This window comes from Rhizobium acaciae (assembly GCF_025941625.1).
In the GTDB taxonomy this organism is placed as follows: Bacteria; Pseudomonadota; Alphaproteobacteria; order Rhizobiales; family Rhizobiaceae; genus Rhizobium; species Rhizobium acaciae.
This window is the reverse complement of sequence record NZ_JAPCZO010000050.1, coordinates 1-22115: the sequence shown is the minus strand read 5'-3', so window position 1 is coordinate 22115 and position 22115 is coordinate 1. Positions and strand designations below refer to the sequence as shown.

Here is a 22115-nt window from a genome sequence, read left to right as displayed (position 1 = left end):
ACTTTTTCCGGGGCCGTTTCTATTTATTTCGTAGAAATCGCGATCGGTCGGATTGCGAGCAGCGGCGCGGCGATCAAGCAGAGATGATCCGTCCGAAAACGAGACCGATGACTATCTCCGTCAGTCATGATTTACGGAGAATCTTCTTTAACGCTTTTAGTCTAATTTAACCTTGGTCTATCTCCCGGGGGTCTCGATGCTGCGCCTTTTCTCTACGTCGATCGTACGCCAGATCGTTGCGATCACGCTGTTTCTGCTGGCGATCAGCACGGCCGCCATCGTCGGCGTGACCTATTACAATCTGAGCCATCATGTCATGGACGGAGCTGTCTCCGACGCCAGGGATGCCACCCGCGCGATGGCCGTCCTCTACGGCGCGGCCGATCAGGCTGCAAAGATCGAGCTGAAGGACAATCAGCTCTCCACTGTCACGGAAGACGCTATTCCCGCTCTTGCCGACCATTCGCTGGTCGACCGCACGGCGCAATCGATCGCCGGTGTTGCGACCATCTTTCAAAAGCAGGGCGGCGACTACGTCCGCATCTCCACCAACGTCAAGAAGGAAAACGGCGACCGCGCCGTCGGCACCAAGCTGGTCGCCGAGCACCCCGCCCAGCCGGTTCTCGCCAGGGGCGAGGCTTATTACGGTCCGGCGGAGCTTTTCGGCCGCAAGTTCATGACCGGTTATTTCCCCATCAAGAACGCCTCGAGCGCCAATGTCGGCATTCTCTTCATCGGCATTCCGATGGAGGTCTATTACCAGCGCATGTATGAGCTGCAGATGCTGGTTCTCGGCGTCGGCGCCATCGTCATGCTGATCGTCGGCGTTCTCGCCTTTTATGCGATCCGCCTGTCGGTGAAGCCTTTGCAGGCGCTGACGACCAGCGTCCACTCGATTTCCGCGGGCGATCTCGAAGGGGCGATCCCTTGTGTCGAAAAGAGCAACGAGTTCGGCGACATCGGCCGGGCCTTGGCGCTTTTCCGCGACAGTGCCCGTGCAAGGCGCGACCTGGAAACCCAGGCTGCCGAACAGCGCGAATTGAGCGATGCCGAGCGCGCCAGGAACGATGCCGACAAGCGCTCGCTCGACGGCCAGATCGACTTTGCCGTCAACCAGCTTGCCGCCGGCCTCGGGCGCCTGTCGCAGGGCGATGTCTCGCAGACGATCGGCACGCCATTCGTCGGCCGGCTGGAGCAGCTGCGCGTCGATTTCAACGCTTCCCTCTTGCGGCTCCAGGATACGCTGTCCGGTATCCGTGATAGCGCCGCGACGATCCAGCGCAACAGCGGCGCCGTTTCCGTCTCTGCCGGCGAGCTTTCGAAACGCACCGAGGCGCAGGCGGCGAACCTCGAAGAGACCGCGGCCGCGGTGGAAGAGATCACCGTGACGGTTCGTTCGTCCGCCGAGCGTGCCCGTGAAGCCAACAATGTCGTGGCTGCGACCAAGAAGACGGCCGACAATTCCGGCGCCGTCGTCGGCGATGCCGTCGCCGCCATGGATCGCATCGAGCAGGCTTCGCAGCGTATCGAGCAGATCATCGAGGTGATCGACGACATCGCCTTCCAGACCAATCTTCTGGCGCTGAATGCCGGCATCGAGGCGGCGCGGGCCGGCGAGGCGGGCAAGGGTTTTGCCGTCGTCGCCCAGGAAGTCCGCGAACTCGCCCAGCGCTCGGCCGATGCGGCGCGCGAGATCAAGTCGCTCATCGAGACATCGAGCCGCGAGGTGACGGCAGGGTCCGAATTGGTCCAGAAGACCGGCAGCGTCCTTGCATCGATTAGCCAGGAGATCATCGCGATCAGCGGCCATGTCGAGACCATCGCCACCGCCAGCCGAGATCAGTCGGCCGCGCTGCAGGAGGTCAACGGTTCGGTCAACGCCATGGACCAGATGACCCAGAAGAACGCGGCGATGGTTGCCGAGACGACGCAGGCAAGCCGCCTGCTTGCCGGCGAGGCCGATACGCTGATGGCGCTGATCGAGCGGTTCCGCATCGTCGCAGAATCGGCACCGGCTCATCTCGGAGCAAGAAGAGTCGCCTGAACGGCGCAGCCGCAGCCGCTGCGGGATTGCGCCGCGGCCTTGCGGCGCCTTCCTAGATTGAGGTCGAGCGACGTCAGCCAGGCGATAAAGCCAATGAGGCTATTGTTTCCGAACTCGGCATAGAATCTGTCCTCGTCCGCCTTGCCACCGCTTCGCTGGGGATAGTGCCGATAGCCGATGGTGCCTGCGATGGTGAGCATGTCGATCATGACAATGTCCTTTCCTATGTAAGACATCACCTGATCTAGGCGCCGAATTTCTCTTTATAAACGGGAAAAATCCCGCTATGTTTTTCATCAATGAAAAACGCGAGTTGGGATTCCTATCAGCTTTTCCTGCAGGTGGCCCGGCTCGGCGGGCTGACGGGGGCAAGCACTGCAAGCGGGCTCAGTCCTGCGACCGTCGGCCGGCGCATGCTCGATCTCGAACAGGAAATCGGCCGCGCATTGTTTTCGCGCAGCCAGACCGGATACCGTCTGACCCAGGATGGCCAGGCCCTGCTCGATCACCTGCAGGAAATGGAGGCCGCCGCCCGCAAGGTGGCGGCGTGGCGGCAATCCGGCGAGGGCGGCACGACCGTCAGGGTCGCCGCCGGCACCTGGCTCGCCTGGCTGCTGACCGAGAATTTCGCCGCAATCCGCATGCCGGGCGATGCCTTCGCCATTTCGCTCACCATCGGCGAGGCGCGGGCAAGCCTTGCCTATCGCGAGAGCGATATCGGTATTCGCGCCTTCGAGCCTGACGAGGCCAATCTTGCCGCACGTCTGCTCGGCGAGGTGGCCTATGCCGTCTATATCAGGCGCAACGCCGCCGAGACCGACCAGCGCTGGATTGCCGTTGCTGAGGAGGAGGCGATATCGGCCTATCTGCGCTGGCCGCACGCCCATGCCGGGACGGGAATCGTCGCCACGGTCAATCGGCCGCGCTCGCTGCCGGATCTGGTGCGTGCCGGCGCCGGCAAAACCGTGCTTCCCTGTTTCGTCGGCGATCTCCATCCCGAATTGCAGCGGCAGGGCAGCGAGTTGCCGGAATTGCGCCACCGGCAATGGATCGTCATGAATGCCGAGGATCGCCACCGCCCGGAGATCCGCACGGTCGCCGACCGCATGACCAAGCTGATCAAAAGTTATGCCGATCTCTTCGCCGGAAAACGGCCGAGCCGCGGCTGAAGCGCTGCGGCCGGCTTTGGTTAATGCCGGTTGGTGACGACGACCGGAATCAGCAGGTCGCCCCAGTGGCCGTCGCCGCCGTGATGACGGGCCGAGCGCACCAGTTCGACCGAGACGCCGGCCTCGACGGCCTTCATGACCGATTGGTTCAGTCGGTGCAGGTCGTTGGCGAGCATGCGGATCGTCGTCTGCTGATCCTCGCTCATGCTGCTTGCCTGTTCCTCGGCCCGTTCTCTGACGCGTGTAATGGATGCCATGATCTTCTCCTCCTCTTCGATTTATTCCGCAGCCGGCTTGAACTGCGCATGTTCGGTCGAGCCGTGCATCGCCGTGGTCGACGACCGACCGCCGGTGATGGCGAGCGACACGGCGTCGAAATAGCCGGTGCCGACCTCGCGCTGATGTTTGGTGGCGGTATAGCCATTGACCTCGGCGGCGAATTCCGCCTGCTGCAGCTCGGAATAGGCCGACATCTGCCGCTGCCGGTAGCCGCGCGCCAGTTCGTACATGCCGTAGTTCAGCTGGTGGAAGCCGGCGAGCGTGATGAACTGGAACTTGTAGCCCATCGCCCCGAGTTCGCGCTGGAACCTTGCGATCGTCGCTTCGTCGAGGTTCTTCTTCCAGTTGAACGAAGGCGAGCAATTATAGGCGAGCAGCTTGCCGGGATGGACCTTGTGCACGCCTTCGGCAAAACGTCGCGCCTGATCGAGGTCCGGCTTGGAGGTCTCGCACCAGATGAGATCGCAATGCGGCGCATAGGCGACGGCGCGCGCGATACAGGGCTCGATGCCGTTTCGCACCTGATAGAAACCTTCGACCGTGCGGCCGGCATCATAGTCGACGAAGGGCTGGTCGCGCTCGTCGATGTCTGACGTCAAGAGCTTTGCCGCTTCCGCATCGGTGCGGGCGATGACCAGCGTCGCAACGCCCATGACGTCGGCGGCAAGCCGTGCGGCGTCGAGATTGCGGATATGGGCGGCCGTTGGGATCAGCACTTTGCCGCCGAGATGGCCGCATTTCTTCTCCGAGGCGAGCTGGTCCTCGAAGTGAACGCCAGCGGCGCCGGCCTCGATATAGGCCTTCATGATTTCGAAAGCGTTGAGCGGTCCGCCGAAGCCTGCTTCCGCATCGGCAACGATCGGTGCGAACCAGGTCTCGACGGAAAGCCCCTGGGCTTCCGCAGTCTCGATCTGATCGGCGCGCTGCAGCGTGCGGTTGATACGTTTGGCAAGTTCCGGACCGGCATTGGCCGGATAGAGGGACTGGTCGGGATACATCGCCGATGCGGTATTGGCGTCGGCCGCCACCTGCCAGCCGGAGAGATAGATCGCCTTCAGCCCGGCGCGTACCATCTGCATGGCCTGATTGCCGGAAAGCGCGCCGAGCGCATTGACGAAATCCTCCTGATGCAGAAGCCGCCACAACCGGTCCGCCCCCATTTCGGCCAGCGTATGGCTGAGCGCCACCGAGCCCCTGAGCCGCCGCACGTCATCGGCCGAGTACGGTCTCTCGATGCCGTCGAAGCGGCTGGCTGATGCATTTGGAACAAGCTTGTAAAAATCCGTCATGCTGCTCTCCTTACTAAAAGCCCGACAAAGGTGCTGCATGACAAGATTGACAATATGAGCCGTTATGACCAGAAAAACCTTTGATTTCCTGTCCGGAAAGAGGTTAAGATGAGGAGGATTGACAGAGTGGCGCTGTGAATTTGTAAAATTTTGTAAATATGAGCGCTCCTTGCTGTCAAAGGGTGTGACATGGCGGAACGAAAGATATTTGCAGGCCCGAAAGTCAGGCGCATCCGCAATGCGCTGGCGCTGACGCAGACCGCCATGGCCGAAGCGCTTGAAATATCGCCGTCCTATCTGAACCTGATCGAGCGCAACCAGCGGCCGTTGACGGTGCAGCTCCTTCTCAAGCTTGCAAGCGTCTACAGGGTCGATCTGGAAGAGTTGCGGGGACAGACCGGCGGCAGTCTCGGCCAGCTCAAGGAGGTATTTGCCGATCCGCTGCTTTTGGGCGAACTGCCGGGTGATCAGGAATTGGTGGAGGTGGCCGAGGCAGCACCCAATGCCGCAAGCGGCATGATCAAGCTCTACCGCGCCTATCGCGAGCAGGCGGCAAGGCTCTCCGATCTGACGGCGCTGATGGCCGCCGAAGGGCATGCGCCGGTCGCCGCCGGCCGCTTGCCGCTGGACGAGGTGCGCGAGACGCTGGAGCGCAGGTCCGGCTATTTCGGACAGATCGAGACGGCGGCGGAAGCCTTTGCTGCAACACTACCCGGCGGCCTCGATCTTGCTGCCGGGCTGAAGGACTGGCTGCGTTCCGAGCGCGGCATCGCGGTGCGTGTCTTGCCGGTCCACGTCATGCCGGATCTGCGCCGCCGTTTCGATCGCCACTCGATGCGGCTTTTCATCTCGGAGCGCCTGTCGCAGGCCGACCGTGCGCATGAGATATCAATCGAGGCCGCGACTCTCGCTTTGCTGCCGGCAATAGATGCCGAGCTTGCCGATCTCCCTCTCTCCTCCGCCGAGGCGCGCCGCATCGCCCGCTTCGAGCTTGCCCGTATCGCGGCACTGGCGCTTGCAATGCCCTACGAGGCCTTTCTTTCGGCGGCGAAAGCGACGCGCTACGATATCGATATTCTGCGTGCACGCTTCGGCGTCTCTTTCGGCCAGGCGGCTGCGCGCCTTGCCATGCTGCAGCGCCCGGGCGCGGCCGCCATTCCCTTCTTCCTGATCGAGATCGATGCCGCCGGCCACCGGCTGCGCAGGGCAGGCGCCCAGGGCTTTCCGCAGGCCCGTTTCGGCGGCGGCTGTCCGAAGCTCAATATCCATGCCGCCTTCCTGCAGCCGGGCCAGATCCTCGCCGAAACGGTCGTCATGCCGGATGGCGCATCCTTCCTGACGGTCGCCCGCACCCTGGAGGGACCGAGCGTCGAATTCGGCGAAAGGGTCAGGCGGACCGCGATCCTCATCGGCTGCGACGCTGCCCTTGGCGAAGGTGTGGTCTACGGGCAGGCGACGGCGCTCGAGCCGGTTGCAGTCGGTCCGGCCTGTCGCCTTTGCGAGCGGCGCGGCTGCCTTTCCCGCGCCGAGCCGCCGGTGACGAGACCGCTCGGGCTCGACGAGATGGTAGCAGGCCTCAGCGCCTTCGACTTCCAGTGATTGTGAAATCATTGAGCGCGCAGGATTTTGCGCTTGTGGGCTTAGAAATTCCTTCTTAGTCTGCGTCGAAAACCAGAGGGAAAAGATGCCCCGGGTGCGGAACTTTTGAAAAAAACAGGAGAAGTCATGAGGTCAACCATTCTATGCGTGACGGCCGCCGCCGTTACCGCACTGCTTGCTGCCGCGCCGGCCCATGCGCAGGACCGCGTAGTCAACGTCTACAACTGGTCGGATTATATCGACGACTCGATCCTGACCGACTTCACCAAGGAAACCGGCATCAAGGTCGTCTACGACACCTTCGATTCCAACGAGACCGTGGAAACCAAGCTGCTTGCCGGCGGCACGGGTTATGACGTCGTCGTTCCCACTGCCGACTTCCTGCAGCGCCAGATCCAGGCCGGCGTCTTCCAGAAGCTCGACAAGTCGAAACTGCCGAACATTTCCAACATGTGGGATGTGATCCAGCAGCGCACCGCCGAATATGACGCCGGTAACGAACATGCGGTCGACTACATGTGGGGTACGGACGGCATCGGCTACAACGTCAAGAAGGTCGCTGAAATCCTCGGCCCCGATGTCAAGCCCGGCCTTGAAGTGATCTTCGATCCGAAGGTCGCCGAAAAGTTCAAGGATTGCGGCATCTACGTTCTCGATACACCGAAGGACGTCATCTCCACGGCGTTCCGTTATCTCGGCCTCGACCCGAACTCCACAAAGGCTGAGGATTTCAAGAAGGCCGAAGAGCTGCTGACGGCGGTGCGTCCCAATATCCGCAAGTTCCACTCGTCCGAATACATCAATGCGCTTGCCAACGGCGACATCTGCATCGCCTTCGGCTATTCCGGCGACATGCTGCAGGCTCGCGACCGTGCGGCTGAAGCCAAGAACGGGGTCGAAGTCAATTATTCGATCTCCTCGCAGGGCGCCCAGATGTGGTTCGACATGATGGCGATCCCCGCCGATGCGCCCCATGTCGCGGAAGCCCACGAGTTCCTGAACTACTTGATGAAGCCTGAGGTCATCGCCAAGGCGAGCGACCACACCTTCTATGCCAACGGCAACAAGGCTTCGCAGCAGTTCGTCAGCAAGGAGATTCTGGAAGACCCGGCGATCTATCCGACTGAGGAGGTGATGAAGAACCTCTTCACGGTCAAGCCGTGGGATCCGAAAACGCAGCGCCTGGGGACGCGCCTCTGGACGAAGGTCGTCACCGGCCAGTAATTCAGCCTTGGGCCCGGACGGAAACGTCCGGGCCTTTTAATTACCGGCCGGGGTGGAGGCCGGCAGAACCTTGTATTTCGGGGAATAATATGAAGTCTCTCGGCAATATCCGCCGCGCTTTTGCGCCTTGGACCGATCCGTCTGCAAAACCCTTCATTGCTTTCAAGAATGTCACCAAGCGCTTCGGCGATTTTACCGCCGTCGACGATCTGTCGCTGAACATCTATCACCGCGAGTTCTTCGCGCTGCTCGGCGCTTCGGGTTGCGGCAAGTCGACGCTCCTGCGCATGCTCGCCGGTTTCGAGCAGCCGACCTCGGGCGAAATCGTGCTCGACGGCACCGATATGGCCGGCACGCCGCCCTACAGGCGTCCGGTCAACATGATGTTCCAGTCCTATGCGCTTTTCCCGCACATGACGGTCGAGAAGAATATCGCCTTCGGCCTGAGGCAGGACGGCATGTCGAAGGACGAGATGACTGACCGCGTCTCGCAGATGCTGAAGCTGGTCAAGCTTGAGCAGTTTGCCTCCCGCAAGCCGAACCAGCTTTCCGGCGGCCAGCGCCAGCGCGTGGCCTTGGCTCGCTCGCTTGCCAAGCGCCCGAAGGTGCTGCTGCTCGACGAACCGCTCGGCGCGCTCGACAAGAAGCTGCGCGAGGAAACCCAGTTCGAGCTGATGGACCTGCAGCAGAACCTCGGCCTCACCTTCGTCGTCGTCACCCACGACCAGGAAGAGGCGATGACCATGGCCGACCGCATCGCCGTCATGAGCCATGGCAAGGTCGTGCAGGTGGCGACACCTGCCGAAATCTACGAGGCGCCGAATTCCCGCTTCGTCGCGGATTTCATCGGCGACGCGAACATCTTCGACGGCAAGGTCGCCTCATCGGGCAACGGTACCATCGAGATATCAATCGACAGCGGCTTCAGCGTTCGTGTCGCTGCCGCCGAGACACCCTCGGCCGGCAGCGCCGTCGGCTTCGCCATCCGGCCGGAAAAGATGCGGGTCGGGCGCACGCCTCCCGCCAACGCTTCGGTCAACGCCGCCAGGGGCGAACTCTGGGACATCGCCTATCTCGGCGACATGACCGTCTTCCATGTAAAATTGCAGAGCGGCACTATCGTCAAGGCCTCGTCCCTCAATGCGCAGCGCTCCGTCGACGACCCCTTCACCTACGATCAGGAAGTCTGGGTCTCCTTCGATGAGAATGCCGGCATTCTGCTGAAGGATTGACATCATGGGGAAGCTCACCTCCGGCCTCTACAATCGCCTCGTCATCGCCATTCCCTATACTTGGCTGCTGCTCTTCTTCCTGGCGCCTTTCTTCATCGTCTTCCGCATTTCGCTGTCGACGACGGCGATCGCCATGCCGCCTTACGAGCCCGTCTTCTCACTTGCTGACGGTTGGGCCGGGCTCTGGAGCAAGATCGGAGAACTCTCCTTCGACAATTACAGCTACCTCACCGAGGACTCGCTCTATTTCAATGCCTATGTCTCGAGCGTGGTGATTGCCGGGATCTCCACTTTTCTCACGCTGCTGATCGCCTATCCGATTGCCTATGGCATGGCACAGGCGCCGCGCAGCATCCGTCCGACGCTGGTGATGCTGGTCATCCTGCCGTTCTGGACGAGCTTTCTGATTCGCGTCTATTCCTGGATCGCGATCCTGAAGCCGGAAGGGCTTCTCAACCAGCTTCTCCTGTCGCTGCACATCATCGACAGCCCGCTGATCATTCTCAACACCAATACCGCCGTCTATATCGGCATCGTCTATTCCTATCTGCCCTTCATGGTGCTGCCGCTCTATTCGGCTCTGGAAAAGATGGACGGTACGCTGATCGAGGCGGCGCAGGATCTTGGTTGCACGCCGATCAAGGCCTTCTGGCGGGTCACCTTTCCGCTGTCGATCCCTGGCGTGGTGGCCGGCTGCATGCTGGTCTTCATTCCCGCCGTCGGTGAATTCGTCATTCCCGACCTGCTCGGCGGTTCGCAGACGCTGATGATCGGCAAGACGCTCTGGAACGAGTTCAATGCCAACCGCGATTGGCCGGTCTCCTCGGCGGTAGCAACGATCCTGCTGATGATCCTGGTGATCCCGATCGTCTTCTTCCAGAATGCCCAGGCCAAGGCCGAAGAGCGGGGGAAATAAGTCATGCTGAAATGGACCCGTTTCAACATCATCTCCGTCACGCTCGGCTTTGCCTTTCTCTACCTGCCGATCGTGCTTCTGGTGATCTTCTCCTTCAATGAATCGAAGCTCGTCACCGTCTGGGGCGGCTTCTCCACCAAGTGGTATGTCTCGCTGCTCTCGAACCAGGGCCTGCTCGACGCCGCCTGGGTGACGATCCGTGTCGGCCTGCTGTCGGCAACGCTCGCAACCATTCTCGGCACGATGGCGGCGTTGACGCTGGTGCGCTACACACGCTTTCGCGGCCGCATGCTGTTTTCGGGCATGATCTACGCGCCGCTCGTCATGCCTGACGTCATCACCGGCCTGTCGCTGCTCTTGCTCTTCGTCGCGATCGGCTTCGACCGCGGCTTCTGGACGATCACGCTCGCGCATACGACGCTGACCATGTGCTTCGTCGCCGTCGTCGTGCAGTCGCGCCTGTTGAGCTTCGATCAATCGATCGAGGAAGCGGCGCAGGATCTCGGCGCGCCGCCGGTGCGGACGTTCTTCGAGATCACCCTGCCGATCATCGCGCCGGCTGTGCTCTCCGGCTGGATCCTTGCCTTCACCCTGTCGCTCGACGATCTGGTGATCGCCAGTTTCACCTCGGGGCCGGGCGCCACCACGCTGCCGATGAGGATCTACAGTCAGGTGCGCCTCGGCGTGACGCCTGAGATCAATGCGGTGTGCACGATCCTGATCGCGATCGTGACCGTTGGTGTCATCTGCGCCTCGATCGTCACCAAGCGCCGTGAAATCCAGCGCCAGCGGGACGAGCGTGCGGCGGCCGCCGGCGCCTGATGCCGTGCGACGCGCTCTATTGCGCCTGAGGCGGATTGCCGAAAAGCGGAACCGGCGAGATCACCGGGTTCGGCCATGAGCCGCCGATAAAGAATGGCAGAAGCGGCAGCTCCGCCGCCTTGGCCGGATCGGTTGCCTCCAGCGATCCGGAAAGTGCCAGCCCGTTCGACTGATAGGTGATGACGCCGGAAAGCGTCAGCGTCTGCGTGGGGCCGGCGATGCGGGCGTCGTGCATTTCGGCGGAACCGTTGGCGAAATCGGCCTGAAGGTTGAGCTGGTTGAAGGCGAAGGCGCCGCCTGCTGCCGCGCTCAGCGGAAAGAACGGTTTTTGGGCCGCCTGCGTCCGAAGTGCTGCGGCATCGATGCCGGGAATCGTGCCTTCCCCCGTCCAGAAGTGCAGCCTGCCGGTGACGTCGGCAAGGCCGGTCGTCCAGATCGCCTTCGGCGACTGCAGGTCGAGATCGAGCGATCCGGTTGCAAGCGGCAGCGGACCCTTCAGCTGCAGGCGCTCGGCAAGGGCTGCGAAGTCGGCATTGCGGATCGACAGCTGCAGCTTGCCGCCACCGTCGAAGTCGCGCTGCGTCGCTTCCAGATGCGCGGTCATTTCACCGCCTTCGAACTGGCTGTCGCCAATATCGAATTTCGCCTCGCCGCCGGCAACGATCATGCTGGCGCCGACATCGGAAAGCTCGAAGAGACCCATCTGCGCGCGCCGTGCCGAAAGCCTGACGTCGACATCGAGCACCCGCAGCTGTCCGCTTATGCCGGCGGAGATTTCCTCCGCCTCGCCGGCGGCGAGCCTGAGCGCGAAGGCGTCGAGGAAGGGCTTGAGGTTCATCTGGTCGAAGGCAAGCGTGCCGCCGATCTTCGGTCGTTTGCCGGGTTGGGTAAAAAGGTCCATCACCCCGGTGGCGCTCGCTTCGTTCAGCGAGAGGCTGAGATTGTTGAAACGCAGCCCGTTGCCCGACGACATGATGTCGGATTCCAGCGAGGCGCTCTTCAGCGTTGCGATGCCGGGGATCGATCTGCCCGACCATGTCAGAAGTGCGGGCACATCGGGAATGCTGGCAGTGATATTGCCGGAAAGGGCCGAAAGATTGGCGATGCTGGCAATGCCCTGGAAGTGCGCGGTCAAAAGGTTCGATGTGAGCGACGTCCGTGTCTCGGCATTCCTGCCGGCAAAGGCGAGCAGCGGCTGGCGCGAGGCGAAATCGACTTTCAGGTCCTCGCCGTTGATACGGGCGATGACCACCGCAGAGATTGCGCCGGAGAGTCTCGGCCAGGCGATATCGGCGGTGACGCTGTCGAAATGATAGGTCGTGGCGGACTTGACGTCGGTGACCACAAGCGTGCCGTCCTCGACGGTCACCGCGCCGATCTCGGCATCGAGATCGGGATCGAGCACCTCGGCTCCGTTTTCGTAGCGTACGCCGCTGATCGCGCGTGCCAGCAGGCCGGCATAACTCCAGTCGATCAGCCCTTTTTCGTCGCGCGTCAGTGCCAGCTTGGGGCGCACCAGGTGGAACTCGTGGAAGCTCGTCCGGCCTCTCAACGCGTCGATGAGGCTGAAATCCGCCGACAGGCTTTCAATGTTGCCGAGCAGCTTGTCGCCGCTTTCGCGCGGTTGGCGGATGGTGATCTGGTTCAGCGTGATGCGTGGTGTCGGCCAGAATTCGAGAACCGGACTACCTTTGATTTCGGCATGGTAGCCGGTCCATTTGGACAGCGTGTCCTCGATGCCGGAGCGCACGAAGCCGGTCGAAATGAGATAGGGTGCGGCAACCCTGAGCGCCACGAAAAGCGCCAGCGCGATCAGCAGGAATACCGTCGACAGGCGGGCAAAGGCCGGAAGCCAGCGCGAAACGGGTCCGATCTTCCTGCGCCACCTGCGATGTCTTGACGTGCTCATGATCTCCGCCGGCAAATTCAGCCGGTCATCCCGTTATGCGCTGATTTCGCCGGATATAGGAAATATCAGGCATATGCAAATCCCTACAGCGCCACACGTCTTTTCAGACGCGCAAAGGACGCTGTAGCACTTTCAATTAAATAGTTGGAGCATGATGTCGTCCGAAAATCGCTCACACTTTTCGACATCATACTCTAGGCGTCGGATCGCGTCGGTTCCACGCTTTATAATGCAATGCAGCATGATATAAGGACGGCATTGGGGAGGAGGATTGAATGCAGGATAACAGACCACTTTGGGTGCCCTCGGCGGATGCCGTTGCAAAAAGCCCGATCCATGCCTTCATGGAGCGCTGCAATGCCGATTTCGGGCTTTCTCTTTCAGGCTTTGAGGATCTGCATGCATGGTCGGTGGCCGAGCGGGAGAATTTCTGGTCGACCGTCTGGGATTTCTGCGGCGTCAAGGGAGAGCGTGGCGCAGAGGTGTTAGCCAATGGCGACCGCATGCTGGAGGCCCGCTTCTTTCCCGATGCGAAGCTGAACTTCGCCGAAAACCTGCTGTCGGGCCGCGGTGAGGGTGATGCCATCATCTTCCGCGGCGAGGACAAGGCCGAGGACCGCTGGTCGTGGGACCGGCTGCGTGTGCTGGTCTCGAAGCTGCAGCAGGCCTTCGCAGCACGCGGCATCGGCAAGGGTGACCGCATCGCCGCGATGATGCCGAACATGCCGGAAACCGTCGCCGCCATGCTCGCCGCCGCCTCGATCGGCGCCATCTGGTCGTCTTGTTCGCCTGATTTCGGCGAGCAGGGTGTGCTGGACCGCTTCGGCCAGATCGAGCCAAGGCTGTTCATCGCCTGCGATGCCTATTGGTATTCCGGCAAGTTGCAGGATGTCGGCGCCAAGGTCGCCACGGTCGCAAAAAGCCTGGGTGTTCCCACGATCATCGTCCATTACGCCGGCGATGCCAAGGCGGTGGCGCGGGCAACGCCGGAGGGTTCGACGCTTGAAGCCTTCGTCGCGCCCTATGAGGCAAAGGAAGTCGAGTTCACGCAGCTTGGCTTTTCGCACCCTCTCTACATTCTCTTTTCGTCAGGCACGACAGGCGTGCCGAAATGCATCGTGCATTCGGCCGGCGGTACGCTGCTGCAGCACCTCAAGGAGCAGCGGCTGCATTGCGGCCTGCAGGCGGGCGAGAAGCTGTTCTATTTCACCACCTGCGGCTGGATGATGTGGAACTGGCTGGTCAGCGGTCTCGCCAGCGGCGCGACGCTCTGCCTGTTCGACGGTTCGCCCTTCGCCCCCGATGGCAACGTGCTGTTCGACTATGCCGAGGCCGAAAAATTCGCCATCTTCGGCACCTCGGCGAAATATATCGACGCGGTGCGCAAGGGCGGGCTGACGCCGCGCGTCAGCCACGATCTCTCCAGCCTGCGGCTGATGACCTCCACCGGTTCGCCGCTGTCGCCGGAAGGGTTCACCTTCGTCTATGAGGGTATCAAGGAAGACGTACAGCTCGCCTCGATCTCAGGCGGCACCGATATCGTCTCCTGCTTCGTGCTCGGCAATCCGCTGCAGCCGGTCTGGCGCGGCGAGATCCAGGGGGCTGGCCTCGGCCTTGCCGTCGACGTCTGGAACGACGACGGCAAGCCGGTGCGTGGGGAGAAGGGTGAACTGGTCTGCACCAAGGCCTTCCCTTCGATGCCGGTGATGTTCTGGAACGACCCCGATGGCGCCAAATATCGCGCCGCCTATTTCGACCGGTTCGACAATGTCTGGTGCCACGGCGATTTCGCCGAATGGACGGAGCACGGCGGCCTTGTCATTCACGGCCGCTCGGATGCGACGCTCAATCCTGGTGGTGTGCGCATCGGCACCGCCGAGATCTACAATCAAGTGGAGCAGATGGAGGAGGTGGCCGAGGCGCTCTGCATCGGCCAGGACTGGGACGACGACGTGCGCGTCATCCTCTTCGTCCGCCTTGCCCCGGATGTGACGTTGACCGAGGATCTCGTCAAGGCGATCAAGACCCGCATCCGCACCGGCGCCTCGCCTCGGCACGTGCCGGCGAAGATTATCGCGGTTGCCGATATTCCCCGCACCAAGTCCGGCAAGATCGTCGAGCTTGCGGTGCGCGAGGTCGTTCACGGCCGGCCGGTGAAGAACCAGGAAGCGCTTGCCAATCCAGAGGCGCTGGGGCTCTTCGCCGGGCTAAGCGAGCTGAAGGATTGACAGCGATCGTAGATTACAAGCTTTCACCCTTTATCAATCTCCTGTCATGGAAACCTTTCGTTAAGAAAGGTTTGTCAAAGGTGAAGCTAACTTGGGGGCCGCACATGAACGATGCGGCCTGGGGCCCTCCGGCCTCCGAAACATGACGTTGATCGACTGAGCTCTTGTTGAACAGCACCAAATTCAAAGGCGGCCTCTTGGCTGCCTTTTCTTTATCAACCGGCCAGCACCCGCTGCGACGGGAAGGTGATCTCGACGAGCGTGCCCTCGTTCGGCGCCGAATTGATCGAGAAGGTCGCCCGGTTGGCATCCACCATCGCCTTGGTCAACGGCAGGCCGAGCCCGGTGCCGTCGCCGCGGTGACGCGATTGGGTCGAGGAGACCTGCCGGAACGGCTTCATCGCTTGGTCGAGCTCGCTGCGCGTCATGCCGATGCCGGTATCGCGGACCCTGAGGACAACGCTGCCATTCGCCTCATAGGACGTGGAAACGACGATCTGCCCGCCTGACGGGGTGAAGCGGATGGCGTTCGACAGGATGTTGAGCGCGATCTGCTTGATCGAGCGCAGATCCGCCACGACCTCGGGCACGGCATGCGACAGCGCCGTGCGGATGATGACGCGCTGGCCGTTCGCCTGCGGTTGCACCAGAGCCACGGCCTCGGAGACCGCCTCGTTGAGGCCGACGGCAGCAAAATCGAGATCCATCTCGCCCGCCTCGATCTTCGAAATGTCGAGCAGGTCGTTGACGATATCGAGCACATGCCGGCCGGAGCGGCCGATGTCGTTGGCATATTCGATATAACGCGGATGGCCGATCGGCCCGAAGCGCTCACCGGCCATCATGTCGGAAAAGCCGATGATGGCGTTGAGCGGCGTACGGATCTCGTGACTGACGCGGGCGAGGAAATCGGTCTTGTGGGCGTTGGCGGTTTCGGCCGCACCCTTGGCGTTGCGCAGTTCGTCCTCGGTGCGCTTCCATTGGGTGATATCGCGGATGACGGCGCAATAGCCGTTGGAAGAGGTGAGCTGGCCCATCGTCATGAACAGCGGCACGAAGCCGCCGGCGGCCTCGCGGCCGATCACTTCGCGCCCGTCGTTCAACACGCTTGCCACGCCATGGTCGGAGAGGCCGTTCAGATAGTCGATGACTGCCTTCTGGCTCTCATGGGCAAACAGCATGACGAAGGGTTTGCCGCGCGTCTCCTGTTCGTCGTAATTGAAAAGCGCGCTGGCCGACCGGTTCATCGAGCGGATGTCGCCCTCCGTGCCGATGACGACGACGCCGTCGGTCGCCGTTTCCAGGATCGAGCGCAATTCTTCCACTTCGACCTGGAGTTTGGCGACCTTCTCGACCATCCGCTCGGGGCGGCCTTCAGAGCGGCCGTCGGACCGGCCATCGGTCCGGTTTGCGTCACTGCGGCCATCTTCCTTGCCTTCCACCGGCATCAGCGCCAGCATCAGGGCGTTGGCGTCTTCCCAGCGCACCGACTGCAGCCGCGCGGTTACCGGCGCCAGCGTATCGTCGGCCTTGACGAGCATCATGGTGCCGGAGCCTGCGGCATTCTCCTCAAGGTCGCGGCGCTGCAGCAGGGCCTCGATGCCGCCCACTTCGCGCAATGCCTCGAGCGAACCGTAGCCCGTCAGCCGCATGAATTCCGGATTGGCATGGATCAGCGCATCGCCGATATGGATGAGCACGGCAACAGGCAGTTGGTCGACCGTTCCCACCGAAAGTCCGTCCGTCATCTTGATGCGCGGCGGGATGAAGCTGGTGAGAACCTCGATCTGGCTGGCCGTCTCCTCAAGCCCTTCCGTCGCCTCGTCCTCGGCGATGACAGCCGGTTCTTCGGCGGCGCCATCGTCTTCGCGCTCCGCCTCGACGGCATTCTCGAAGATCGCTTCCTGCGGCGCGATCTCCTCGAGCGACGGTATGTCTGCGTCGTCGGCGGTGGGTGTTTCGCCCTCGAACGCTTCGAGGCTGGAGGCCTCGTTGAAGCCGGCCGTTTCCGTGGCGCTGGGTTCCATCGGCGCCGGGGCGGCAGGCTCTTCCTTGCGGGTGCCGAAGGCTTCGAGCCGCTTGGCGATCTCGCGGAAATTGGCCTGTTCGGCCGCCGTCAGTCCGGCGCCGCTGTTGTGGAGCTGAACGATCTTGTCGGAGAACCGGCGATTGGGCGTTTCCGAAATCCGAAGCGCCGGCGGCTCTTGCGAAAATTCCGCTACCGGCTCGGCGGCGGAAACGTCGCCGGCATCGGCGCTGCCTTCCGCTTTTTCTACAGCACTTTCCTGGGCAGGTGTCTCGATGGCCGCCTGCTCGGTAGAAATCTCTTCCGGCTCTGGCTCCGTCTGTGGTTCGCTTGCCGTAACCGCCTGATCCTCGACCTCTTGCGTCGGGGCGGGATCGATCAGGGGCTCTTCAAGCACTGTCTCCGCTTCGTGTGCCACCTCGGCATTGGCCTCGGCGGGTGGGCCGAGGCTCGCTGCATCATGGCCGATACCATCAGGGCCGAGCGTCAGGCCGAGCGCCAGCGGATCTTCCTGCGCATCGGAAAGCCGCACGACGCCGAAGCCGCGGAAGCCATCGAAGTCGCGGTTGCGGGTGTAGGTCGGCAGCGCCGCCAGATCGACCGGAACGACGAGGCTGGTGCCTTCGACCGGCCAGAGGATCGTCTTGCCAGACCATGTGTCGCGGCGGGCGAGCGCCTCGGAAAGTTTGCCGTCGGGATCGAGATTGAAGAGGGCAGCGACATCGCCGAAGGCAGATCCGATGATGTCGGACGCATGCGGACCGACGGCCTCGGCAAATTCGTGGCTGACCTCGTTGAACCGGCCTTCGGCGTCGATCTTCCAGACGAAGCGCGTGGCGCGGCTGTTCGGCCTGAAGACGAAGCCGGGCTCAGCCTCAAGCTGAAGGGCAGGGGTGGCGTCGGCGACTACAGGCGTTTCGCTGGCGGGTTCGTGGGAGACCACTTCCGGCGCGTCTTCGATAGGCGTTTCGCTGGCTTCGGCAGGCGCTTCCGTCGTCGTCGTTTCCACCGTCTCGGCAATGGAGGTCACATCGTCCTCGATGACCGCGGTGTGCTCGGTGGTCTCATCCGCGCGGCGATCGATCATGCCGCCGTCGCTCTCCGGCTCCGCATTCGCGGCAGGATGCGTCTCTTCAACCATCTCGTCTGTGGATGCTGCGGCTGTCTCGGCCGGCTGTTCGCTTTCGCCGGCGATCTCTTCCAGCGTCTCCTCGACCTCTTCGATCCCCGAGACCGCGTCGATGATCTCGATGAAGCCTGCGGTGGCGAGAGGCTCGTCCTGAAGCGCTTCGGCCGGCGGCGCGCTTTCTTCCTGTGCGGACGCATCGATTGGATCGAGCGTGGGCGCGTCGAGCGGGTCGAGATGACCGATCGCGGTCTCCACCGCAAAGAGCAGATTGAGTGCCGGATCGTCGCTGAGCTTGCCGACCGCGGCCGGAAGATTGCCTCTGCCGGTCGCGACAGGTCGCTTCACCAATCGGTCGGGATGGGCGCCGGCAAGGTTGATCAAGGTCTTTGCCGTCTGCTCGGAGATCCCGAGCGAGGCAAAGCCCGGCGAAGCCGCGATGACCTCGCCATTGGCGCCGATCACCGCCATATGCGTGTCGGGATCATCAAGTCCCTGCAGCATCTGGGCCGCCGATGCGCCGGCCGCGAGCGGCTTTGCCGAGACCGGCACCGAAAACAGGATGGCCTTTTCGCCCTGGGAAAGCCGGATCAGTTCGGCTGCCGCCTGCACCTGTGCACGCTGGAAGCCCTTCGCAACGCGGATCATCAGGCTGCGGCTGTCGCCGATATCGGTCAACTGGCGTGCCGCCGTTTCCAGCTGGCGGAAGGTGATGTCGGTGCGGTCGACCCCCTGATCGAGCAGGTCATAGACTGCCGAATGGCCGAAAAGCTCCGCACCCGCACCGTTCGCCCAGAGCAGGCGCGCAAGATCGGCCGAAAACAGCACCATGGCCTCGCCGCGTGAAAAGCGTTCCCGCACCCGTGCATGCACGGCGATATCGATGAACGGATATTGGACTGCGGGCATGTTCGAACCTTGTCGCTGTCGGCCTTCTTAAATTAACGGCTTATTAATAACTGCGGGGCGCATGCCGGTCCAGAAGAGGAGGGGGTTTTCGGCCGGAAAGGTTAACGTCTTGTGCGCTGCACAATAATTGTTGCAATGCACAATGAAATGTCTTATATAAGCATCATCCAACTAACGCAGGCAGCGGCTGCCTCAACCCAAAGGATGCGACCCATGGCTACCATAAAGACCGACGACGTTTTTTCAATCGCTTCTTTCGACCCGTCCAAGTTCACGGAATCCTTCCGTGAATTCGCCGAAAAGGGCGCTCAGCAGTCGAAGGATGCCTATGCCAAGCTGAAGACCGCTGGCGAGGAAGCCGGCAAGACGCTCGAAGCCACCGTCCAGACGGCGCAGGCCGGCTCGGTCGAGATCGGCCTGAAGGCGATCGACATCCTGCGCATCAATTCCGAGAACTCCCTGTCGCACTTCGAAGCGCTGCTCGGCGTAAAGTCGCCGGCCGAATTCTTCGAGCTGCAGACCTCGTTCATCCGCAAGCAGGCCGAACTCACCGTCGAGCAGGCCAAGTCGATCCAGGAAACCACCAAGCAGGTGGCCGAAAAGCTTGCAAAGCCCTCCAAGGACGCCGCCGAAAAGGCCATGGCTTCCTTCAAGGTTGCCTGATCGGTCTTTACCGATCGGAGATAAAAGGCTGGACCTCGCGTCCAGCCTTTTTGTATATTGACGAGGAATGGGGCTTGAATTCATCTCCAAGTCCTCGTATGTGACCCCCGTCGCGCCAAGCGCGATTTATGCGGTTGTAGCTCAGTTGGTTAGAGCGCAGGTTTGTGGCACCTGAGGTCGGAGGTTCGAGACCCCCCAACCGTACCATCTCCCACTTGTCGATATCGAAGAAATAGGTAACAGATCGCCCCTAAGACATGGGTGGCAACCTCGTGCCGAAACGGGTCGTCGATCGATCGCAAAGTCCTTTGCTTGACGGCACGCGCACATCGCTGGATAGGCGCTTGACCAGCAGTTCTCTGAGCTTCCTGGCACCCCAATGCGGCTTCTTTTGCCAGATGATCATCGCCTCGACCGGCTGAGGTAGTTGGTTGGCGCAACGCACCGGGCGCAAGACAGATCCGTCAGGGCTTCCAGACCGTCATCTTTGTAGCAATTGAAGATTTTGTAGCGGCTCGTGCCCGAGATGCCGAATTCCGTTCGCGCAGTTGGTCAATCGCATGAAAGCGAATCTCGCTTGATTATGTCGCTGCCAACTATTCCTCTAAGGGTCTCCAGGTGCCCTTCGCAAACCGTCTCGACCAGTTCGAGAAGCACGGTCGTTCGCTCGTGAACCCAGCCTAACGCCTCTTCACTGATCTCGTAATGTTTCGAGTAGCGCGCCTTCACGTATGCCTCGTTCAGTGTGTTGAACCATGCGCGTTCCTTGTGCTGGCCGCGCGGAAAGGCTTCGGCGAGGCGGCGGTCCTGCTCCTCCGCAATCGAGCGCAGGAACTTGATGTTGTGCGATGGTGGGCCGTAATTGGTCAGAGTGAGCACGACGCAGGAATAGGCTTGCTCGAGCGATTGATGAGTCAAGAAGGCAGATTCGTTGAAATCGCTCTCTCGCGAATAAAACATCGCGCCCTTGTAGAATTTCGATGCTGCCTTAAACCGGTGATCAAAATGCTCCTTCGCGACGCGGAGCCGATCCTCGATCGAAAGCGGTTCGGGCTCCGCCAGCGGCTCATCGTCCAGTTCGTAGAGAACGATGCCTTCCTTGCGGATGTCGGAGAAGAAATATTGCCCCTCCCTGAGGTAAGTATTCACCTCGCGTCTGGAATGGACGATAAAGCTCACCGGCGTTTCGATCGAGGCGTCGTGAATGAGGCGGTCGGCGGCCTTGTACCAGTACTCGGCGAACTCGCAGAGCTTGCGGTTGTTGACGATGATCAGCAGATCGAAATCGGAGCGATAACCCTTCATGGTGAAGGGCTCATCGACCCATCCGCCCTTGGCGTAGGAGCCGAACAGAATGATCTTCAGGATCCTGCCGCGCTTCTTGAAATCGGCCGTGCCTTCCTTCAGCGCATCCTCGAATTCCTCGTGAAGGATTTCGAGAACCCGGCCGAGTTCTCGCTGCTTGCGAAGCGGCATATGTTCAAGCGACGATTTCATAAGCAATCGATAGGCGAAAGATCCAATATCGTCTACTGGCAATTTTAGCATCGCTCAACTCCTGTTTTGCCCTTATGTCCCATCCGGTTGCCACCCAGCGCTGGGGATTGATGAAACGCGTCAAGCGCTTAGGGACAACGAGCGTCTGATTCCGGCGTAGTCCGAACGCCGTGCCCTAGGGCGAACAAAGCGTGAAATAGGGTTCAGATTATACTATCTTGAATAAAGCAGTTAAATCGCCTATTTGTCGCAGTTGATGGACCCGCGCGAAAACCGGAGACAAGCGCGGAGCGCGTCAGTCGCTCGGTCTGACTATTGTGAAAGAGCGATTTCGCTCGTTGGTGCAACTGCTCCGAATATGCGAGGACAATCATGGCGATCATGTTCGTCAGAGCGCAGGTCATCAGCCGGGGAGCGGGACGCAACATCGTCGCGGCCGCCGCCTATCGTCATCGCACTAGGATGATGGACGAACTGGGCGGCACGTCGTTCAGCTATCGGCGCGGCGCCTCCGAGCTGATGCACGAGGAATTGGCCCTGCCGGATCAGGCGCCGGATTGGCTGCGGTCGGCGGTTGAGGGGCGTTCGGTCGCTGGTGCCAGTGAAGCGCTGTGGAACGCTGTTGAAGCTTTCGAGAAACTGGCAAACGCGCGGCTGGCGAGAGAGCTGATTATCGCGCTGCCGGAAGAGCTGACGCGGGCCGAGAACATCGCACTGGTGCGCGAATTCGTCGGTGATAATTTCACGTCCGAGGGAATGGTTGCCGATTGGGTCTACCACGACAAGGACGGCAATCCGCACATCCATCTACTGACGACCGTGAGACCGCTGACGGAGGAGGGCTTCGGGCCGAAAAACACTCCTGTTTTGGGAGAGAATGGCAAGCCACTGCGTTTTGTCACGCCCGGGCGGCTCACGGGTCGGATTGTCTATAAGTCCTGGGGCGGCGACAAAGAAACCTTGCAGGCATGGAAGGTCGCCTGGGCGGAGACGGCCAACCGGCACCTGGCGCTTGCCGGCCATGAGATCCGGCTCGACGGCCGCTCCTATGCCGAGCAGGGGCTGGACGGGATCGCACAGCGACATCTTGGGCCGGAAAAGGCAGCCATTTCCCGCCGGGGCGCCGAGATGTATTTCGCACCGGCCAATCTCGCCCGCCGGCAGGAGATGGCCGACCGGCTGG

The 22115-nt window shown here is 61.5% G+C and carries 16 protein-coding genes, 1 tRNA gene and 1 pseudogene; 11 read left to right on the top strand and 7 right to left on the bottom strand.

Going from position 1 to position 22115, the window contains the following annotated elements; translation table 11 throughout:
• Positions 1–196 precede the first annotated feature (196 nt).
• Complete coding sequence (locus OLZ32_RS38410; RefSeq protein ID WP_264425568.1) at positions 197–2044, top strand: methyl-accepting chemotaxis protein; 1848 nt, start codon at positions 197–199, stop codon at positions 2042–2044.
• Here the strand turns inward: OLZ32_RS38410 and OLZ32_RS38405 are convergent.
• On the bottom strand, positions 2017–2253 hold the full coding sequence (locus OLZ32_RS38405; RefSeq protein WP_264425566.1) for a hypothetical protein: 237 nt from the start codon (positions 2251–2253) through the stop codon (positions 2017–2019). The genes OLZ32_RS38410 and OLZ32_RS38405 overlap by 28 nt on opposite strands.
• A 90-nt stretch (positions 2254–2343) precedes the next feature.
• Between OLZ32_RS38405 and OLZ32_RS38400 the strand changes: the two genes are divergently transcribed.
• Positions 2344–3213 carry a LysR family transcriptional regulator gene (locus OLZ32_RS38400; protein ID WP_264425564.1) on the top strand — a complete coding sequence of 290 codons (870 nt, stop codon included), beginning with the start codon at positions 2344–2346 and terminating at the stop codon, positions 3211–3213.
• Between the two features lie 20 nt (positions 3214–3233).
• Here OLZ32_RS38400 and OLZ32_RS38395 read toward each other — a convergent pair whose 3' ends face one another.
• Both OLZ32_RS38395 and aceA read right to left on the bottom strand, forming a co-directional pair.
• On the bottom strand, positions 3234–3470 hold the full coding sequence (locus OLZ32_RS38395) for an SMc00767 family acetate metabolism repressor (protein WP_003545603.1): 237 nt from the start codon (positions 3468–3470) through the stop codon (positions 3234–3236).
• Positions 3471–3491: 21 nt separating this feature from the next.
• Positions 3492–4781 carry an isocitrate lyase gene (aceA, locus tag OLZ32_RS38390; RefSeq protein ID WP_264397780.1) on the bottom strand — a complete coding sequence of 430 codons (1290 nt, stop codon included), beginning with the start codon at positions 4779–4781 and terminating at the stop codon, positions 3492–3494.
• Between the two features lie 189 nt (positions 4782–4970).
• On the opposite strand from aceA, the gene OLZ32_RS38385 reads away from it, so the two are divergent.
• From OLZ32_RS38385 to OLZ32_RS38365, 5 genes are all read left to right on the top strand, one after another.
• Positions 4971–6380 (top strand): helix-turn-helix domain-containing protein, encoded by a 1410-nt coding sequence (locus OLZ32_RS38385; RefSeq protein ID WP_003545605.1) that lies wholly within the window; start codon positions 4971–4973, stop codon positions 6378–6380.
• A 126-nt stretch (positions 6381–6506) separates the two neighbouring features.
• Positions 6507–7604 carry a polyamine ABC transporter substrate-binding protein gene (locus tag OLZ32_RS38380; protein ID WP_264425562.1) on the top strand — a complete coding sequence of 366 codons (1098 nt, stop codon included), beginning with the start codon at positions 6507–6509 and terminating at the stop codon, positions 7602–7604.
• An 89-nt stretch (positions 7605–7693) separates the two neighbouring features.
• Positions 7694–8836, top strand: coding sequence for an ABC transporter ATP-binding protein (locus OLZ32_RS38375; protein ID WP_264425560.1), 1143 nt, complete (start codon positions 7694–7696; stop codon positions 8834–8836).
• A 4-nt stretch (positions 8837–8840) separates the two neighbouring features.
• Entirely contained in the window at positions 8841–9752 is a 912-nt protein-coding gene (locus tag OLZ32_RS38370) for an ABC transporter permease subunit (RefSeq protein WP_003545610.1), read from the top strand.
• 3 nt (positions 9753–9755) lie between these two features.
• The gene (locus OLZ32_RS38365; protein ID WP_028743697.1) at positions 9756–10574 is read left to right on the top strand and encodes an ABC transporter permease; all 819 of its coding nucleotides are present in this window, start codon (positions 9756–9758) and stop codon (positions 10572–10574) included.
• Between the two features lie 16 nt (positions 10575–10590).
• On the opposite strand, the gene OLZ32_RS38360 is transcribed toward OLZ32_RS38365, so the two are convergent.
• Positions 10591–12483, bottom strand: coding sequence for an AsmA family protein (locus OLZ32_RS38360; RefSeq protein ID WP_264425556.1), 1893 nt, complete (start codon positions 12481–12483; stop codon positions 10591–10593).
• A gap of 275 nt (positions 12484–12758) precedes the next feature.
• Here OLZ32_RS38360 and OLZ32_RS38355 point away from each other — a divergent pair, with 275 nt between their 5' ends.
• Entirely contained in the window at positions 12759–14711 is a 1953-nt protein-coding gene (locus tag OLZ32_RS38355) for an acetoacetate--CoA ligase (protein ID WP_264425553.1), read from the top strand.
• A 215-nt stretch (positions 14712–14926) separates the two neighbouring features.
• Here the strand turns inward: OLZ32_RS38355 and OLZ32_RS38350 are convergent, their stop codons facing one another.
• The gene (locus OLZ32_RS38350; protein ID WP_264425551.1) at positions 14927–18772 is read right to left on the bottom strand and encodes an ATP-binding protein; all 3846 of its coding nucleotides are present in this window, start codon (positions 18770–18772) and stop codon (positions 14927–14929) included.
• Between the two features lie 213 nt (positions 18773–18985).
• On the opposite strand from OLZ32_RS38350, the gene OLZ32_RS38345 reads away from it, so the two are divergent.
• Together OLZ32_RS38345 and OLZ32_RS38340 are read left to right on the top strand one after the other, a co-directional pair.
• Positions 18986–19435, top strand: coding sequence for a phasin (locus OLZ32_RS38345; RefSeq protein ID WP_003545621.1), 450 nt, complete (start codon positions 18986–18988; stop codon positions 19433–19435).
• A 130-nt stretch (positions 19436–19565) separates the two neighbouring features.
• Positions 19566–19642, top strand: a tRNA-His gene (locus OLZ32_RS38340).
• Between the two features lie 106 nt (positions 19643–19748).
• On the opposite strand, the pseudogene OLZ32_RS39545 reads toward OLZ32_RS38340, so the two are convergent.
• Positions 19749–19972, bottom strand: a pseudogene (locus OLZ32_RS39545) (helix-turn-helix domain-containing protein); the annotation flags it as partial.
• A gap of 15 nt (positions 19973–19987) precedes the next feature.
• Positions 19988–20983, bottom strand: a complete 996-nt coding sequence (locus OLZ32_RS38335; RefSeq protein ID WP_264425548.1) for a nucleotidyltransferase and HEPN domain-containing protein — start codon at positions 20981–20983, stop codon at positions 19988–19990.
• Between the two features lie 321 nt (positions 20984–21304).
• Here OLZ32_RS38335 and OLZ32_RS38330 point away from each other — a divergent pair.
• Positions 21305–22115: MobA/MobL family protein (locus OLZ32_RS38330; RefSeq protein ID WP_264425546.1), on the top strand; the 811-nt coding region annotated here is incomplete at its 3' end.